The sequence below is a fragment of the Kocuria sp. KKT182 genome (genome assembly GCF_055635395.1).
Genome location: NZ_CM145757.1, coordinates 2,379,049 through 2,397,114, shown reverse-complemented (window position 1 = coordinate 2,397,114; position 18,066 = coordinate 2,379,049). Strand labels below are relative to the sequence as shown.

The following is an 18,066-nucleotide window of genomic DNA, read 5'->3' as shown; positions in this document are numbered from 1 at the left end:
GCGGTGAGTCGGGCTGACACGGGAAGGCCTCCGGTAGTGAAGTGGAGCTGTCTAGTTCACCGCTTCACCCACCGGAGGCCTTCATGTCCCACGTTAACGCCGTCCTGACCCCTCGTACACGCCTACGCCTGGCCCGGCTGATCGTCGAGGATCAGTGGACCTACGCCGCGGCGGCCAAGATGTTCATGGTCTCTGCCCGCACGGCCAAGAAATGGGCCGACCGCTACCGGGCCGAAGGCCAAGCCGGGATGGCTGATCGCAGCTCTCGCCCGCGCACCAGCCCGACCAAGACCGCCCCCGGGGTGGTCCGGAGGATCGTGGCCCTGCGGTGGCGACACCGGCTGGGCCCAGTGCAGATCGCCGGCCGACTCGGAATGCCGGCCTCGACCGTGCATGCGGTGCTGGTGCGCTGCCGGATCAACCGGCTCTCCCGCATCGACCGGGTCACCGGCGAACCCCTGCGCCGCTACGAACACGACCATCCCGGATCACTGATCCACGTCGACGTCACCAAGTTCGGCAACATCCCCGACGGAGGTGGCTGGCGCTACCTCGGTAAGCAGCAAGGCGACCGCAACCGCGCCACCACCGATACTCAACGCCGCAAAGGCCCAGTACGTGGCCCCCTGATCGGGACCGCCTTCGTGCATACCGTGATCGATGACCACTCCCGGATGGCGTACGCGGAGATCTGCACCGATGAGAAGGCTGCCACCGCGATCGGGGTGCTGCGCCGAGCCAGGGCGTGGTTCGCCGACCAGGGCGTCACCGTGGAGCGGGTGCTCTCGGACAACGGGTCCTGCTACCGCTCCCATGCCTGGGCCCAGGCCTGCGCCGAGCTGAGCATCAAGACCAAACGCACCCGCCCCTACCGGCCCCAGACCAACGGCAAGATCGAACGCTTCCACCGCACCCTGGCCGATGGCTGGGCCTACGCCCGGTTCTACCCCTCCACGGCAGAGCGCGACGATGCCCTACCGGGCTGGCTGCACTTCTACAATCATCATCGAGCCCACTCCGCACTTGGAGGCCAGCCACCGGTCACCCGCCTGACCAACCTCCCTGGACATCACATCTAGAACTCCATTCCCACCCCTACGCCGCCGCCTCGGAACTTAGCTTGGTGATCCCGGAACGGGGCAATCCACCAGGCATCCACCTGACGCAGGTGAATGCGTAGCGCTGGGACTTCGTAACTTGTCAGCCCAGGCGGTTCCACGGTCGCTGGAGACAACGAAAGTAGATCGGGTGTCGCCGCTTGGTCGCCCGGGGAGATCGCCGCAATCAAATCATTAGCCCTTTCGGCGGCAAGTCGATCCTTCTCCTGGCGTGATGTCTTCCAAGTGGGCGCCATTTCCTTCTTGACCTCTTCTGCGAAGGCATCGCGCGTCTTGAAAAGGAACTTACTTGTCGAGACAGGCACGCCCACATACACGGTGGAGCCGCAGACCACGACGATACGTTGGAGGCTTTCACCAGATTCTGCGGCTTTAACAACCGATTGAAGATGGGGGTCGATCGAGCCAGAGGTGTGCATTTGCACAGAGTATCAACAGCAATCCTGTTCCTGCGGCATGCAGGTCTCTATTCGTGAGAATTCGATACCACGACGCCTCCCGCGCCAGTCGCCGCTGGTCTGGTCTTGAGCCTCGGCAGGACACCGGAGTCCGGTGCTCTCCTGGTGCTCCATGGGAAAGGTGCCCGGCACAGTGGGTCGCGGACTATGACAGCATGCACTTCGCCATGTACCCCAAGTCTGTGGAACGGCCGGCCCGGCACCACGCTGTGTGGTGGGGACTGGCCAGGTCGGCAAGGTATAGATAGACCATGGTTGCCGCTCAGGAAACGTCCCTTCAGCGCATTCTCGAAGGCGAGAAGCAGTACATGGTTCCGCTCTACCAGCGGCCCTACCAGTGGAGTAGGAAGCAGTGGTCCGTGCTGTGGCAGGACATCGCTCAGCTGGCCGAGGATCGAAAGGATCAGCTGGGAACCACGCACTTCATTGGATCTCTCGTGTTGGCCCCGTATCCCGGCAATGTGGCCGGGGGTGTGACGAAGCACTTGGTCGTCGACGGTCAGCAACGACTGACCACGCTGACGATTCTGTTGGCTGCCATCCACGACCACATCGTGTTGGTGGACCCCGACGACCGACGCGGGGCCAACCGGATCATGCACCAGTTCCTCGTCAACCAGTACGCCGACGACCCGCACCGCATCAAGCTGGTTCCCACTCAGGCCGACCGGCAGTCCTACATCGACGTCATCGACGGAGTGCCCGGCGCCGATGGGGAGGACGCTGTCGGTGAGGCCTATCGTTTCTTCCGCGCCGCGCTGTTGGGCGAGGACGTCGACATCCCCGCGGTGGAGAACGCCGTGACGAGTGGCTTGTCGCTCGTCTCGATCAGCACCTCGGAGGCCGACAACGTGCACCGCATCTTCGAGTCCCTCAACAACACGGGTCTGAAGCTGTCGCAGGGTGACCTGCTGCGCAACCACATCTTCATGCGGCTTCCCACTCTGGGGGAGGAGGTCTATCGCTCCACGTGGAAACCCCTCCAGGACCTTTTGACTCGTGAGGAAATGGATGCCCTGTTCTGGCTGGACATCGTGCAGCGCAATCCGAAGATCACCATCGGTGACACCTACCAGGAGCAGAAGAAGCGCTTCGAGCAGTTCATCTCGGAGGAGGAGATTGCGCGGGAGGTGACCCGCCTGCTCGGCCTGGCGCGTTTGTACCGGTTGATCAGCCACCCCGATGAGGAAAAGTCCGCAGCGGTCAGAGTGCGTCTCCAGCGGCTCATGGACTGGGGCTCGGCCACCGCGGCGCCGTTGCTGTTGCACCTGCTGACGAGACGCGCCGACGGCCATTTCGATGATGACACTTTGGCCGAGGCCCTGCTGGTGATCGAGTCGATGCTGGTCCGTCGGGTCCTGATTGGCCGGCCCTCGGCGGGTCTGAACCGGTTGTTCGCTCAGGCCGTGGCCGAGATCCCCGGCACCGCCGAAGTGGTCGACGAGGTGCGGGACTACTTCTCCCGGGGCCAGCGGTACTTCGCCGCCGACAAAGAGATCGCTCGAGCCGTGCATGACATGCCGTTCTACCGGCAGGGCCGCGCCAACCAGCGAAAGCTCATCCTCCTCTGGCTCGAGGAGCTCTACGGCAGCCGTGAACCGGTGGATCCTGCGAAGCTGACCATCGAACATGTGCTCCCCCAGACCCTGTCGGCAGGGTGGCGGCAGGTCCTGGAGGCCGCTGCCGATGATGCAGCCGTCGATGAGCTTCACCAAAGCCTCGTGCACACCCTCGGCAATCTGACACTCAGCGGATACAACTCAAACATGAGTAATCGGCTGTTCGAGGATAAGCGAGCCGAACTGGGCCGGAGCGGACTACGCATGAACCAGTTCATCTCCGCCAAGCAGGAGTGGGGACCGGAGCAGATCCACGCTCGTGCCGATGAACTGGCGGAAATGATCTGTATGGCGTGGCCTGGTCCAAACCCCAGTGTTCGGAACGAGGGGCCGGATGATCTATGGTCGCGGCTCGACCGGATGTTGGCTGAAATTCCAGCCGGGCGGTGGACCACGTACGGAGATCTCGCGAAGGCGCTGGGAACCGCAGCACAGCCCATCGGCAACAGATTGCGCGACTTCCCGACCCCCCACCCTCACCGCGTGCTGACCTCGGACGCTCGCCCCGCGACGAACTTCAAGTGGTCCACCGACAGCCAGACGGACGAGCCGGCAGAATTACTCCAGCGAGAAGGCGTAATCTTCGACAGTCTGGGACGCGCCAACGCCGACCAACGCTTGTTCGCAGCCGACCTGGTCTTGCTCGTATCGGAACCCGAGGACGAAAAGACCTTGGGCACGGAACCCACTCATGCATCCTGACCAATGGTTTCTACGTCAAGTCAATCGAACCCGGGGCAACCCCAGACGCACTTTGTCACCAGGGACAGAACCCAAAAAAGCAGCCTTGTTTTGGGCAGCGATTGCTGGTGGGGTAACTATGTGATGGCCCAATCGATACCGAGGCCACTGCCCCCACGATCGACAGTCCTATGGCTGAGGGACGTGCTGGGACCTCCCTGTGGTCAGCCACCTGATCTAATAAGTCTCCATGGGCCTAGCTAGGGATCAGCGGGCGGCGTAGTAAGCGTCCTTAGCTGGCTGGTGGATCCGGTCGCGATTGCAGACCTCGGAACCGTTCTGCTTATGAGTTTTCTGGTGTAAAAAACGTAAAGCATGATAAGCTCCCGAAAACTGTTTTGAAATATGCTAACAAATGCACATGCGAGGAGGTCCACAGGTGATCGATAATCTCGCACCCACGGCTTTCATTGTAATGCCGTATGGAAACAAAAGAGACCACACTACCGGACTCGCAATCGACTTTGACAATATATGGAACACCGCTTTTCGTCCTGCAGCTGAAATTGCAGGCATAGAACCCGTGCGTGCTGATGAAGAACGCATTGGCGGTTTCGTTCATTTGGCAATGTTTGAAAGACTAGTTTTGGCAGAAATTGTTCTTGCGGACCTTACTCTTGCCAGCCCCAACGTCATGTACGAACTTGGTATTCGTCACGCCACTCGCCCACGCGCGACGATTTCAACATATGCCACGGTCAGTCAGCTTCCATTTGACGTATCACCCATTCGTGCGGTCCCGTACAAACTAGATAAGCACGGAAGACTTACCAAAAAGTCCCGAAAATCTCTAGTTAAGGCTTTGGTGCAGCGATTCCGCGAATGTCAAGAAGACCCTGCATCCGACAGTCCTTTATTTCAACTCATTCGTGACTATCCGGGCGTGACTCTTTCCCATGAGGCGACGGAAACTTTTCAACGCCGCGCTCAGTCGTTGCTAGAGTTGAGCGGTGAGATTCGTACCGTTCCGTCTCGATTCCCTACCGCTGAAGCGCTGCAGGAACTGCATCGGCTTGCCGATAAAGTGGCCACACTCGGTCAGGAGGCGCCGACCGATCTGCTTGTCGACCTGTTTTTAGCCTACCGTGACGTGTCTGCCTATGAAGAAATGGTGAAATTGGAAGCAACCCTTCCGTTATCACTGCGCCAGCATCCTACAATCAGGCAGCAGTTGGCTTTTGCCCTAAATCGCAGGAACGCGCACGGTGACGTGCCGCGTGCCATATCCATTCTGAAAACGCTCAGAGCAGATCAGGGGGAGAACCCAGAGACGCAGGGCATACTTGGCCGCATCCATAAAGATGAATTTCGCCGACTCCGTAAAGAAAATCCGGAGCAGGCGCATTTCGCACTTCTTGAAGCAATCAAGGAATATGAAAGGGGGTTTCGAGTAGATTTTCGAGATTACTACCCCGGGGTTAACGCACTGACTTTGATGATTGTAGAAGGTAGTGAAAAACACCTGCAACGAGCGCGAGAACTTTCGCCCGTTGTTGCCTTCGCTGTGGCGGCACGTCAAGGACTCGCGTCACGCGATTACTGGGATGTCGCGACAGTACTCGAGCTGGCCGTTGGGCGTGCAGATGAACGAGATGCGCAAGGGGCACTCAATAGGTTGCTGTACCTTAAACCGCCCGACTGGGTCCGCGCTACCATTGCTGAAAATTTGGGATTGCTACAGGAAGCTCTTGCACGCGACCGTTCGCTCCCATGGTTAGATGACCTGCTGACACAGTTGCGTCCAAGTGCCAGTGCCGGGTGACGCCAGTAGGTTTAGTGGTCCTACAAACACTAGTTGGCATCAAGCCGATGAACCGCGATCTAGAGGTGGTCACTGGAAATTTCCTCCTAAATTTGGTGAGTCGACAATAGGTAAGTTGACTCAGCACTCGAAAACTGTGTTCGCCGCTATGCCTTTCGATCCAGCATTCGACGACGTCTATTACGTTGCTATCAAGGCGGCAGCTGAAAAGGTTGGATGCACATCGATTCGCGTGGATCACCTAATGCACGGCCAAGATGCTGTATCAGAAACTTATCGTCAAATACAGAAATGTCAAGCGGTGATTGCTGATTTGTCGACAGCGGAACCCGATGTGCTGTATGAAGTGGGTTACGCGCATGCTCTAGGGAAACCTGTAGTACAACTATGTAGTACCGCTCCCGAAAACCTTCCTTTTATGGTGCGCAACCGTGACACTATTTTCTACCGGCCTGGACAAACCCACTTATTGATCGATGTACTTGCCGAGTACGTCGCGCGTCTGTTAGGCATTTCCCTATGACTAAATTTATGAGTTCCACCAATCATCTTTGGAATGAATCTATATTTTCCATGAACTTTAGGCCCGGAGAGGCTGCATACCAGACGGCCGTGCTAGATCAATGGAAAATGCTTGTCGAGACGAGTGAACGAGTAAGCACCAGACGATCTTTGTCTAACATGTTTTTTCTTGCCATTAACTCGGTGGCAATCACAATACTAGGCATTTTCTGGCAAAGTGCAATAGTGAGCGTTACGGTGTGGTGGATCCTTTTGCCGCTGATAGTCCTACTGCTTACATGCTTTTTTTGGTTGTTGCTGGTAGTTTCTTATCGGCGACTCAATAGAGCTAAGTTTATTATTATTCACGCCTTGGAAGAACTTTTGCCCGCGAAGGTGTTCGTTGAGGAGTGGCAAATACTTCAGCGTCACGGAAAAACTCGCTATGTGTCCTTCACGGCGGTCGAATTGATGATTCCTATACTTTTCGCCATCACATATATTGGTGGCGGGGTGCTACTAATCGTAACGGTCCTATGATGTTCGCTCCGTGATCCCTGCCGTTTAGGTGGTATGGCTTTGATCCCCAAGGTCGCGGGGCTTATCGGCGTCTAAGTATGCTTTTACAGGATGCGGCGAATGGCGTCCCGTCTGGGTGCTGGGTCAGTGGGCGGTGTAGTAGGCGTTGCGGATGCGCTGGTGGATGCGGCCGCGGTCGGAGGCTGGGAGGCCGTTGTGCTTGGCCGAGGCGCGGATCTTCGCGGTGTCCGGGTCGCTTCCCGAAGTGCGGGTTCTTTTGCTGCGGGCGCCAATGGTGCGGGCGACGCCGCGGATGGCCTTGGGCTGCGGCGGAGGAGGGGCACAGCGCCTCGCGTAACTTTTTGGCGTTGCCAGGGGAGAGATTGATCGCGTACTCATTGCCGTCGAGGGCGAAAGTGACGCCTCGTCAACGGTTCCATCGTCGAGGTGGTCCTCGAGATGGACTTCGACTTTCCAGGCCATGGGTAGTGTTCCTGTCAATCCCCTCAGGTGAGGGCGTTAGTTGTGTAGGCGGGGCGAGCGAGTCAGGGGTGACCGGATGTGGCCTCAGCCGGCAACGCGGAACCATCCTCCTCCGGATCATCCCCGGATGCTGCTGCCGCCCGGTCAGATGGTGCGGTGGTCTTGGTGCGGTTGCCGGTGATGATGGTGCCTTCCTGAGACAGATCCACGCAGAGCATGCCGTCTTCGACGAAAGGCTTCCATCGCCGCGTTTCGGTGGTGTCAATGCCGTAGTGCGCGGTGAACGCGGTGGCGGACACCATGGCCTGCCCGGCTACGCGTTTGGAGCCGTTGCGCACAGCGTAAGCATGCGGGGAGGAGTCATCCGCCGCGCGCAGTGCAATGACGTTGCGGTCGCGGTCGTACAGCAGCTCCACCGTCTCGGCATTGTCGATAAGGTCGTGTGCGGCCCTGTTCAGCGAGATGACCCCGCGCCTTTGAATCGTCACGCTGGGCGCCTTCGCCAGTGGAGTCATCCTTTTATCGAACACCTCGAACGGCACGGTGCCTCCTATAGCTCGCGCTTGATCACATAGATGTCCATCGTAACCATTGCTCACAATGATGAGGCGGCCGTCGGCATGGACGGGCGGGGCGTCTTGGAAGCCAAAGGATGCGAGACGTCTCGTGCGGAAAATTTGGTGCCGCATGTTGTGACTGTCGACGGTAAATGGCGGTGTTCTGGCAGAGGTAATTGGCGGCTGTGGTACTCCTGTGGCCTCAGATGTAGCTGCAGATCTGGGTGGCATCGCACTGGGTGGGGTCGCCTTGGGAGGCGGCCTGGTAGTGCTCGGCCACGGAGGCCCTTAGAACTTGTTTCATAATGCGGTGAGGCGTCTGTGGCAGATCAGCGCGCAGGCCAGTTGCAGCAGTCCGAGATGGAGGTCGGCCCGGCGTTCCCACCGAGTCCGGAGTCGCTTGTAGGAGTGCAGCCAGGCGAAGCCGCGCTCCACCACCCAGCGATGCCGGCCCAGCCCGGAACCATGGGCGACGCCTCGACGGGCGATGCGCGGAGTGATCCCGCGGGCGCGCAGCAGCCGCCGGTACTTGTCGTGGTCATAGCCACGGTCCGCGAACAGTTCCCGGGGCTTGCGGCGGGGCCGACCACGCAACCCGCGGATCGGCGGAATCGAGTCGACCAGGGGCAACAGCTGGGTGACGTCGTTGCGGTTGCCGCCGGTGAGGGTGACCTGTAGCGGGATGCCGTTCGCCTCAACGATCAGGTGGTGCTTGGAACCGGGCCGGCCGCGATCGACGGGGCTGGGCCCGATGTGGTCCCCCCTTTGAGGGCCCGCACGTGCGAGCCGTCCACAGCGCACCGGTCTAGGTCCAGTGCCCCGGCCGCGCGCAGCTCAGCCAACAGCACTTCGTGTACCGCCGGCCACACTCCGGCCTCGGTCCAGTCCCTCATGCGCCGCCAGCAGGTCACTCCGGAGACGCCGAGCAGGTCCCGGGGCAGCTGGTTCCAGCCGAGCCCGGTCTTGAGCACGAACACGATCCCGGCCAGAGCTGTCCGGTCATCGGCGGGCTTGCGCCCTGGGTGCTGGTGGCGCCGGGGTGGGCGTGGTGGCAGCAACGGCTCGACTCGCTCCCACAGCGAGTCCGGTACGAGATCCCCCATCATGCCCACCAGGGTCACCGAGGACCCCGTCAGCACTCAAGGGCTACGTCGAACTCATTATGAAATGACCTCTTAGAGCGGTGAGTTCAGCGATTTGCTGGTCGAGGTCGGTGAGTTGCTGGTCCAGCTGGGCGGCTACGTGGGCGCAGGGGGCCTGCCCGGCGTCGCGTACCTGCAGGATCTTCCGGATCTCGGTCAGGGTGAGTCCGGCGAGTTTGCTGCGGCGGATGAACTGCAGGCGGGCGACGGTCTCTGGTGGGTAGTCGCGGTACCCGTTGGGACCGCGGTGCACCGGGGCGAGAAGTCCTTGCTGTTCGTAGAACCGTAGGGCTTTGGTGGTCATCTCGGCCGCTGCGGCGGCTTCACCGATCCGCACGGTGTACCTCGATCCTGGACTGTCTTGTGGCCTTCCACGGTAGAGGAAGGTTCCGGCGCAGAGTTCTGCCTGACCCGGAGGGGGTCGGTGGTCATCCGGGTTCGGTGCGGGAGCGGTCGGTTTCGACGGCCTGCCAGGTCTTGCGGGCGGCGATGAGCACCGGGTCCCACGCCGGGGAGAAGGGTGGGGCGTAGGAGAGGTCGATGTTGAGCAGCTCCTCCACCGGGGTCTCGTGCCACAGCGCCACGGAGAGCACGTCGATGCGTTTGGCCGCGCCTTCTTCCCCGACGATCTGGGCGCCGAGCAGTCGTCCGGTGCCGCGTTCGGCGATGAGCTTGGTGCGGATGGGTTTGGCCCCGGGGTAGTAGCCGGCCCGGGTGGTGGAGTCGACCACCGCGGTGATGGGGTCGAACCCGGCTGCCTGCGCTTCGAGTTCCCCGAGGCCGGTGCGTCCGACTTCGACGTCGCAGATCTTGGTCACGGCGGTGCCGAGCACTCCGGGGAAGGTGGCGTAGCCGCCGCCGATGTTGATTCCGGCGGTGCGGCCTTCCTTGTTGGCGTGGGTGCCCAGCGGGAGGGCCACGTGGCGGCGGGAGACGCGGTGGAACTTCTCCACGCAGTCCCCGGCTGCCCACACCCCCTCGATGCCGGTGCGCAGCCGGCGGTCCACCGTGATCGCACCCGTCGCCCCCAGGGGGATCCCGGCGCGGGCGGCCAGGGCGGTGTTCGGGGTCACACCCAGGCCCAGGATCACCAGATCGGTGGGGATGGTGGCCTGGTCGGTGACCACGGCGGTGACCTGCCCGTTGTGGGTGTCGAAGCCGGTGACGGTCTCCTCCATCCGCACCTCCATCCCGAAGCCTTCCATCGCGGAGGCGATGAGCGCGCCCATGTCGGGGTCCAGGCCCGGCAGCGGGGCCGGGGGGCGTCCGATCACGGTGATGTCCACGCCCCAGGCGCACAGGGCCTCGGCCAGCTCCAGGCCGATGTAGCCGGCCCCGACGACCACCGCCCGGCCCGGCCGGTCCTGCTCCAGCACTGCGCGCAGGGCGAGGCCGTCGTCGAGGGTCTGGACCCCGTGGATGCCGTGTGCCCCGATCCCGGGCAGGGGCGGGCGTGCCGGGGTGGCGCCGGTGGCGACCATGAGCTGGTCGAAGCCCTCCCACCTCTCCCGGCCGGCGGCCAGGTCGCGGACCAGTACGGCGCGGCGGTGGAGGTCGATCTCCAGGACCTCATGGCCGGTGCGGGCGTCGATGGCGTGGTGGTCGCGGAACTGCTGCGGGGTGCGGGCGATCAGCTCCGTGGTGTCGGCGACGTCCTTGCCGATGAAGTAGGGAATGCCGCAGGCCGAATACGAGGTGTAGTGACCGCGTTCGAAGGCCACGATCTCCAACTGCTCCCGGGGTAGCTGGCGGCGGGCGGCGGAGGCCGCGCTCATCCCCGCGGCATCCCCGCCGATGACGACCAATCGCTGGACCATGACTACCCCTTTCGTGCAGTGGCTCGTGAAGCGTGGGCCTGAGGCCGTGCTCGATGTTCAAGGCCTCTGGCTCCACCCGTGGGTGGAGGGCCGGCCCGCTCGAGGCCGGTCCTCAGGCGGCGCAGCAGGAGAGTTTGGAGACGTCGGTGCGGAAGGACTGGGCGGCGATCTTGAGTCCTTCGGCCATCGTCAGATACGGGCACCACAGGGTGGCGACCTGATCCACCGTCATCGAGGCGGAGAGCATGTAGACGCCCGCCGCGGCAAGCTCCCCGGCGTCCTTGGCCACCGCGGTGATGCCCACGACGCGTCCGGTCTCTGCCTCGGCGACGATCTTGACGAACCCGCGGGTGTCACGGTTGACCAGCGCCCTCGGCACGTACTCCAGGGGCAGCACCCGGCATTCGCAGGCCAGACCGGCCTGCCGGGCCTGCTGGTCGGTCATGCCCACCGCCGCGATGGCCGGGGTGGTGAAAGTGACCCGCGGCAGGTGGGTGTAGTCGATCTCCTGGCCGGTGTGGTGAAAGGCGTTCTCCACTGCGGTGACCCCGTGGGCCGAGGCCACGTAGACGTACTGGGGGTGCCCGGTCACGTCCCCGGCCGCCCACACCCTGGGGTGGGAGGTGGCCATCCGGGCGTCGACCACGATCTCGCCGTGCTCACCGGTGTCCACCCCGACCGAGCCGAGGTCCAGGTTCTCGGTGACCGGACGGCGCCCGACCGCGACCATGAGCCGGGTCGCCCGCAGGGTTTCCTGCCCGCCCGGGCCCGTGACGGTGGCCACCACCTCCCCGGTATCCCGGTCGGGAGCCACGGAGGAGACGGTGGCCCGGCGGAGCACCCGGATGCCCTCCTCGGCGAACACGCCCATCAAGGTGCGGGAGACCTCCGGTTCCTCATGGGAGGCCAGCCGGGACCGCACGACCATGGTGACCTTCGAGCCCAGGCGGGCGAAGAGCTGAGCCTGCTCCATGCCCACGTACCCGCCGCCGATGATCAGCAACGACTCCGGCACCTCGTCCAGGTCCATGGCCGTGGTGGACGTCAGGTAGTCCACCTCCGCCAAGCCCTCGACGTCCGGGACGATCGGGGTGGAGCCGGTGGCCACCAGATAATGGGCCGCCCGCACCTGCTGACGGGTACCGTCGGCTCCGGTGACCTCCAGCGCCGGGTCCTCGGCGGTTCCGGTGAACACGGCTTCGCCGGTGGCCAGTTCCCAGCCGTAGTCGGCGATCAGATCGAGGTACTTGTCCGAGCGCATCCCCTCCACCAGCGCGTCCTTACCGGTGATCAGCCCGGGCATGTCCACTCCGGCGGCCGACGTGCTCAGGCCGGGGAACCGTCCTGTGGCGTCCAGCGCCATGTGGCGGGCCTCGGCGGCGGCCAGCAGCGCCTTCGACGGCACGCACCCGGTGTTCACACAGGTACCCCCGACCATGGCACGCTCGACCATCACCACTGATTTGCCGAGATTGGTGGCCCGGATCGCGGCGGCGAAAGCACCACCGCCGGAACCGATGATCGCCAGGTCCACTTCGTGCGTTCCAGTCTCAGGCATGGCCGGCCTCCGTAAATCCGTGATGAAGGCCCCGAGTGGCCTTCTGTGTGCTGCGCTCTGCGCCCAGCCTGCACCTTCCCCTAGAGAGGAAGGTCAAGACGTCGTCGCGGCAACGTCGTGTGCACGACCGTATTCGCCGCAGACCCGGCGGCCTTCTCGAGGAGTCGCTGCCAAAGGCCACTGTCTGGCTGGTGGATCTCAGGAGCCGGTGGCCGGCCTGTGTGGTCAGTGACCGATGAGGAGTGCGTCGCGGGCGGCTTCGACGACTTCGGGGGTGACGGTGGCCAGGTGATTGATCTCCAGGATGCGTCTGATCTGGGTGAGGAGGCGGTCGACGAGGCGGAAGTTGCCGCCGGTGATCCGGGCGATGGTGGCGACTGCGACCGTCTGGGTGAACTCGTCGTCACCGGCCAGTCCGTCGGTGTGCCAGCGGCGGACCAGGACGGCGGTGAGCTCTTCAGGGGTGAGCTGGCGGTATTCGTGGGCGAAACCGACCCGGCTGTAGAGCTGGGGGTAGCGCCCCAGGCGCTTGTCGATGCCGGGCATCCCGATGAGGATCATCCCGATGGTGTGGCGGTCGTAGTAGTCGCGAACCTGTTCCAGTCCGGTCGTCTTGAGCCGGTCGGCCTCGTCGATGATGAGCAGCTCGGTGAGCCCGGAGGACCGCGATTCGGGGTGCACGAACGGGTCGACCCGGCCGTGGCGGTGGTAGTCGATGGCGTAGGAGATCTGCTGGCAGGACCGCGGCAGGGCTTGGTCGACCTGGCGGGGGCTGGCGTTGACGGTCGGGGTCCACAGCGCGGTGCGGGCCTGCAGGACCCGCTCGGGAATGGGGCCGGGCCCGCGGTCCTCGCCCAGGTCTCGTTGCCACTGCTCCCATTCCGGGGCCCCGGCGTAGTGCCGGGCCGAGAGCGTCTTGCCGACCCCGGGTGGGCCCCAGCAAACGCCGATGTAGCGGTGGGCGCGGACGGTGTCGGCGAACTCGGTGAAGCGGCGGTGCTCCCGCGTGGGCAAGAACGCCGGTGCGCCCGGATACGGGGGTGAGGTGAGCCCGTTGATCTCTCCGAACGTGCCGGAGAGGAACCGCCGGCCGTCGTCGTCCTTGCCCAGCAAGCTCCGCGTGGAGTCGGGCTCAGTCGGTGGCATAGGTCCGCAACCGGTGTCGGGGCGCCCGATCCGCCGGCATGTGCTCCGCTGGGTCCAGCGCCGGGGCGGGTGGTGGTGCCCAGCGGTCGTCGGTGGGCAGGGCGTCGGCGAGACTGCGCCGGGCGCGCAGCTGCTGCTTGAGCGCGGCGCGCCGGGCGCCCCGGGCCTGCTGCAGCTGCTGGAGGGTGACCGTCTCGGCGGCCAGTTCGGGGGCGATCGCCCGACACAGGTAGGTGTCCTGGTGGTAGACGCGCACCTCGCCGGCGTCGCGGGGGTCGTAGCGGATGGTCACGGTCTCAGAGACATAGGCGGCCAGCACCGGGGAGATGTAGCGGGTGCCCTGGAAGCGGATGCCGTCGCGCTGGACGATGCGGGTGGTCGCGGCGGTGAGCAACAACAGGTCGAGGTCCTCGCCCCGGGCCGGGGCCCGGGGAATCCACCCGGCCCCGATCCAGCGGGCGGCCGGGGCCTGGCCGGTCTCGGAGTGCACCCGACAGTGGTAGTCCTCGATGAGGTAGCGCCCCAGCACCGCGTCGAGCTGCTCCAGGCTCAGGGCGGGTGGTGAGGTGGGCCTGCCGCCGGTGCCGTGCGGGATGTACCCGGGCAGGTGCGGGAGCACCTCGGTGGTGATCGTACCGTAGAAGCGTTCGATCTTCCCCCGACCCTGCGGGACCCCGACACGGGAGTGGATCAGCCGGATGTGGGTGTCCAGGCAGACCCGCTCCAGCCGGGTGCTGGTGAAGTCGGCCCCGTGGTCGCTGTAGAGCACCTCGGGCAGCCCCTGCACCGGCCACCGCGGGTCAGGCTTGGCCCGCACCGCCTGGTGCAAGGCCAGGGCGGTCTGCTCGGCATTCGGGGCGCCGAGGAAAACGGTGTAGCCCGCGACCGCGCGGGAGTAGTCATCGAGGATCACGGTCAGCCACGGCCGCACCGGGCGTCCCCGGTGCTCGAGGATCTCGACGTCGAGCAGAGTGTGGTCGGCCTGCCACTGCTCATTGGGCCTCACCGCCGACCGCCGGTGCACCAGCTCGAACCGGTCCCGGTAGGCGGTGTCTCCTTCCAGGGCCAGGGTGCGCAGCCCGGGGTCGATGGCGGCGATCACACTGCGCACGCTCGAGTAGCTCGGGGGCGCCCAGCCGCGCTCCGGGGCCAGATCGCACACCCGGCGGTGGATGAACGTGGTCGTCGGTGCCGGCCTGCGCAGTGCCAGGGCCTCGATCACCGCGATCAGCTCCTGAGGCAGCCGGCGGTGACCGCGGTCGCTGCGGGCCTTGCGCTGCAGACCGGCTGCGGACGAGTCCGTCCGGTACTCGGCGGCCCAGCGCTGCAGGGTGCGGACCGAGACCTGGGCGTGGGCGGCGAGCCGGGTCAGCGGCACCCCCTCATCGAGGTGCTGGCACAGCAGTGCCGCCTTCTCCTGCGGACTCAGCTGCACCACCACCATCACCCCACGGGGGTCAGTCCGCCGGACCGGGCTCGAGCTCGGCGGCGGTGACCGACCCGGCCGTCACCGGCTCCGACGGACGCGGCGGGAGATGACGGTAGAGACTGGTGCGGGTGATCCCGGTCTTGGCCACGATCTCCGCCATCGTGTGCCCGCTCTCGCGCAGATGCGCCGCGTAGGCCAGCTTGTCCGGGTCCACCACCGACGGCCGCCCGATCCGCCGGCCCTTCGCCGCGGCCACCGACCGGGCATGAGCAGCGCGCTCGAGCGTGTACGTGCGTTCCATCTGCCCGAACAACGCCAGCAGCACCACCGCCAGCTGCGCCATCGGATCATTCGGGTTGGTGGAGTCCACCTTGATCGGATCCGCCAGGTTGCGCACCCCCACTCCCCGCTCGGCGAGGTCATGGATCAGGTTCAGGGTGTCGCGCACGGTGCGCCCGAGCCGGTCCAGGGTGTGCACCACGATCACGTCGCCCTCCCGGGCGTAGGCCAGGGCCGCGGTCAGCCCGGGACGCTCCGTGGTGGCCCCGGACTTCTTGTCCACATAAATCCGCTCCGGCGCGATCCCGACCTGCCGGAGGGCATCGATCTGTCGATCGAGGTCCTGTTTGGCCGTCGAGACCCGCGCATAGCCCAATTCCATGCAGCCAGCGTACCGGAAGTCGACTCCGTACGGCTTAAACGAGACAACATTATGGGTCTAGCTTTTGGGACTTCAATCGCTATCCATAGTCCACAAGGAGGGATCTCGTCGCCGAGTGTCCCAGTACCTGGAAGTGGGACGGCCAACGGGGGCCGGTCAAACCAGTGCTCACCTTGATCCGGACCCGTGGATGTCTGTCTCCTCATGGGGACGCCGAGGCGGCCATGTTGTGCGTAGCCGAGCTGATGGCGCTCAGGTGGTGGTGGGTGCCTCCGGGCCGGGTGGATCCGGCAGCACAGCACCTGGGCGCGCATTTTTTCCGGATAGAGCGTCCGGGGCTCTGGATGCCGGGAACCAGATCTGGATCAAGGCCCACCCCACGGCGGTCAACGGCACGGCCAGCACAGCGCCCACGACGCCGGAGAGAATCGCTCCGCCAGCCAGGGCGAGCAGCACTACCAGTGGGTGCAGGCTCAGTGCTCGACCCAGCACCATGGGTTGGAGCACCCTTCCGTCGAGCTGGTTGATGGCCACCACCACCGCCACGACGACCAGTGCGACCACGGGGCCGTTGGCGACCAGGGCCACCAGGACCGCGACGGCACCGATCAGAGCCGCTCCGACGATCGGGATGAATCCGCCCAAGAAGATCAGCACGGCCAAGGGCAACGCCAGCGGCACCCGCAGCACCACGAGGGTCACTCCGATGACTACCGCCTCAAGCAGGGCCACCAGGGCGGTGCCGCGCACATAGCCGCCCAGCACGTGCAGGGTCGTGGTACCCGAGGTCAGTAGCTTCTCCAGGTTCTCACCGTGGAAGCGGCACAGGAAGAACGCCCAGATCTTGGCCCCGTCCTGGAGGAAGAAGTAGAGGATGACGGCCACCAGCACCGCTCCGGTGATCACCTGGGTGGCCGCGAAGATGCCCAGCAGCGCCCCGGCGCCGAACTGGGGGCTGGACGTGAAGTCCACGACGGCGGTGATGGCCTCGTCCAGGGCCTTCTGGCCGATCGGGATCGGGCCCGCGACGATGAACTGACGCAACCGTTCCAGCCCACCCACCGCGGAGAGCACCAGTTCGTCCCATTCGCTGCGCACGGCGAAGACGATGCCGGTGACCACTCCGCCCAGCACCACGATCGCGGCCAGGAAGGTGATCCAGGTGGCCAGCGCCCCGGGCACGCCCCGCCGGCGCAGGAACCCCACAACAGGGTGCAGCGCCGCGGCGAGGATCAAGGCAATCAACAGTGGGATGACGACCAACTTGAGCTGGATCAACCCGTAGACCACCACGACGGTCGCAGTCAGCAGCACCAGTCCCTGCAGCGCACGTATGGTCGCCCGCCCCAACGCATCGGCCCACAGATCACGGGCGTGCGAGACGCTGCGGTGGCGAGGGCTCGTCATGGGAATCCGCCTCCCAGAGATCCTTCGACGACCTGGCTTCAGGATGCGCCCGAGGACAGCGATTGCCAAGCACCGGAAGTCACCGAGGCCATCCGAAGACTCTCGGGACGGCGCCGGGACGGGCCCTCGATCATTGTCCCGTGACTGTTTCGTGGAGGCTCGGTAGTGCCGAAGCCGCCATTTATTTCCGTCAGAAGGCCGCCATTAACCTCCAACAGCCACACCCCCATGATTCCGCAGATCGGAGTGTCTCGCATCCTTGTGCTTTATCCGTGCCCCTAGAATCGGATACTCAACGTCAGTTGTGAGACAGATGAGGTGGACATGGGGAAGCTGATCGGGTACGCCCGAGTGTCGACGCGGCAGCAGGACGCGGACCGTCAATTGGCTGATCTCTTGGCTGCAGGTCTGCGGCGCGATGATGTTTATGTGGACAGTGGAGTGTCTGGCGGGCGTGCTTCGCGTCCACAGTTCGACAAAGCGGTGGCCGCCCTTGAGGAGGGCGACACCCTGGTTATCACCACGCTGGACCGTCTGGCGCGGTCGACGCAGAACATGCTGGGCTTTGCCGAAGCCCTGCGGGGGAGAGGTGCTGGGTGGCGGGTGCTCAACCTAGGCGAGGGGGGCGTAAACACCGCGACCCCGATGGGTTCAATGGTGTTCACTGTCATGGCTGCTTTGGCGCAGAGGGAGCTGGAAATAAAGCGAGGGCGGATCGCCGACTCGGTGGCCAAGCGCCGTGCCGCCGGTAAGGACCTCGGCTGGCGCTGCCAGACCTTCACTGACTCCTAGAACTGCAATGCCGTCTGGCTGATCGAGGGTGGGGAGCCGGCCACCCAGGTGGCCCGGGACCTCGGCATGTCCAGGGCCGCGCTCTACCGGTGGATCCGGGAGTTGCGGCAGGTGACGATCCTCTGAGAGTTTTCCTCTGTCGCGGAGCTTAACAAGATTTGCGCCTTCGTCACCGACTGGAATGACTGGTGTTACCTTTTCGTGTGGACCATGTCCAGCACCGGAATCACCAATAAACTTAACTATCTAACAAATTCAAAGATGAATAACTAGTGCTTAAGTATAAAAACAAACAACACTGCCTCCGCTTAATGGAATGCGAAGGCAGTGTTGTTTTCCGATTGGGGGCGGCGAAT

16 protein-coding genes and 1 pseudogene are annotated in these 18,066 nt (G+C 64.0%); 6 read left to right on the top strand and 11 right to left on the bottom strand.

Going from position 1 to position 18,066, the window contains the following annotated elements; translation table 11 throughout:
• Positions 1–83: 83 nt before the first annotated feature.
• Positions 84–1,079, top strand: coding sequence for an IS481 family transposase (locus ACZ2G1_RS11190; protein ID WP_470376794.1), 996 nt, complete (start codon positions 84–86; stop codon positions 1,077–1,079).
• Here the strand turns inward: ACZ2G1_RS11190 and ACZ2G1_RS11185 are convergent.
• Positions 1,076–1,537 (bottom strand): hypothetical protein, encoded by a 462-nt coding sequence (locus ACZ2G1_RS11185; RefSeq protein ID WP_470376793.1) that lies wholly within the window; start codon positions 1,535–1,537, stop codon positions 1,076–1,078. The genes ACZ2G1_RS11190 and ACZ2G1_RS11185 overlap by 4 nt on opposite strands.
• Before the next feature lie 290 nt (positions 1,538–1,827).
• Between ACZ2G1_RS11185 and ACZ2G1_RS11180 the strand changes: the two genes are divergently transcribed.
• From ACZ2G1_RS11180 to ACZ2G1_RS11165, 4 genes are all read left to right on the top strand, one after another.
• Entirely contained in the window at positions 1,828–3,897 is a 2,070-nt protein-coding gene (locus ACZ2G1_RS11180) for a GmrSD restriction endonuclease domain-containing protein (RefSeq protein WP_470376792.1), read from the top strand.
• 418 nt (positions 3,898–4,315) lie between these two features.
• On the top strand, positions 4,316–5,698 hold the full coding sequence (locus ACZ2G1_RS11175; protein ID WP_470376791.1) for a TRAFs-binding domain-containing protein: 1,383 nt from the start codon (positions 4,316–4,318) through the stop codon (positions 5,696–5,698).
• Between the two features lie 115 nt (positions 5,699–5,813).
• Positions 5,814–6,221, top strand: a complete 408-nt coding sequence (locus tag ACZ2G1_RS11170) for a nucleoside 2-deoxyribosyltransferase (RefSeq protein ID WP_470376790.1) — start codon at positions 5,814–5,816, stop codon at positions 6,219–6,221.
• 8 nt (positions 6,222–6,229) lie between these two features.
• Positions 6,230–6,739: a RipA family octameric membrane protein gene (locus tag ACZ2G1_RS11165; protein ID WP_470376789.1), complete on the top strand. Its 510-nt coding sequence runs from the start codon at positions 6,230–6,232 to the stop codon at positions 6,737–6,739.
• Between the two features lie 123 nt (positions 6,740–6,862).
• Here ACZ2G1_RS11165 and ACZ2G1_RS11160 read toward each other — a convergent pair whose 3' ends face one another.
• The 10 genes from ACZ2G1_RS11160 to ACZ2G1_RS11115 all read right to left on the bottom strand — a co-directional run bounded on the left by ACZ2G1_RS11160 (position 6,863) and on the right by ACZ2G1_RS11115 (position 16,918).
• Positions 6,863–6,955: an Lsr2 family DNA-binding protein gene (locus ACZ2G1_RS11160; RefSeq protein WP_470377725.1), complete on the bottom strand. Its 93-nt coding sequence runs from the start codon at positions 6,953–6,955 to the stop codon at positions 6,863–6,865.
• Positions 6,956–7,263: 308 nt separating this feature from the next.
• Positions 7,264–7,743: a hypothetical protein gene (locus ACZ2G1_RS11155; protein ID WP_470376788.1), complete on the bottom strand. Its 480-nt coding sequence runs from the start codon at positions 7,741–7,743 to the stop codon at positions 7,264–7,266.
• 315 nt (positions 7,744–8,058) lie between these two features.
• Positions 8,059–8,864 (bottom strand): IS5 family transposase gene (locus tag ACZ2G1_RS11150; protein ID WP_470376661.1). Its coding sequence is split into 2 segments (ribosomal slippage): positions 8,059–8,525 and positions 8,525–8,864, totalling 807 coding nucleotides; the frame shifts between segments, so codons are not numbered across the junction.
• Between the two features lie 40 nt (positions 8,865–8,904).
• A complete protein-coding gene (locus tag ACZ2G1_RS11145) occupies positions 8,905–9,237 on the bottom strand; it encodes a heavy metal-responsive transcriptional regulator (protein WP_470376787.1) in 333 nt (110 codons plus the stop codon).
• Between the two features lie 91 nt (positions 9,238–9,328).
• Complete coding sequence (locus ACZ2G1_RS11140; protein WP_058857607.1) at positions 9,329–10,717, bottom strand: FAD-dependent oxidoreductase; 1,389 nt, start codon at positions 10,715–10,717, stop codon at positions 9,329–9,331.
• Positions 10,718–10,829: 112 nt separating this feature from the next.
• Entirely contained in the window at positions 10,830–12,275 is a 1,446-nt protein-coding gene (merA, locus tag ACZ2G1_RS11135) for a mercury(II) reductase (protein ID WP_058857606.1), read from the bottom strand.
• Between the two features lie 225 nt (positions 12,276–12,500).
• Positions 12,501–13,388 carry an AAA family ATPase gene (locus ACZ2G1_RS11130; protein WP_470376786.1) on the bottom strand — a complete coding sequence of 296 codons (888 nt, stop codon included), beginning with the start codon at positions 13,386–13,388 and terminating at the stop codon, positions 12,501–12,503.
• A gap of 19 nt (positions 13,389–13,407) precedes the next feature.
• Positions 13,408–14,865, bottom strand: coding sequence for a Mu transposase C-terminal domain-containing protein (locus tag ACZ2G1_RS11125; protein ID WP_058857605.1), 1,458 nt, complete (start codon positions 14,863–14,865; stop codon positions 13,408–13,410).
• A 13-nt stretch (positions 14,866–14,878) separates the two neighbouring features.
• On the bottom strand, positions 14,879–15,511 hold the full coding sequence (locus ACZ2G1_RS11120) for a recombinase family protein (protein ID WP_368828611.1): 633 nt from the start codon (positions 15,509–15,511) through the stop codon (positions 14,879–14,881).
• Between the two features lie 252 nt (positions 15,512–15,763).
• Positions 15,764–16,918: an AI-2E family transporter gene (locus ACZ2G1_RS11115; protein ID WP_112254581.1), complete on the bottom strand. Its 1,155-nt coding sequence runs from the start codon at positions 16,916–16,918 to the stop codon at positions 15,764–15,766.
• Positions 16,919–17,242: 324 nt separating this feature from the next.
• Between ACZ2G1_RS11115 and ACZ2G1_RS11110 the strand changes: the two are divergent.
• A pseudogene (locus ACZ2G1_RS11110) lies at positions 17,243–17,836 on the top strand (recombinase family protein).
• Positions 17,837–18,066: the final 230 nt, after the last annotated feature.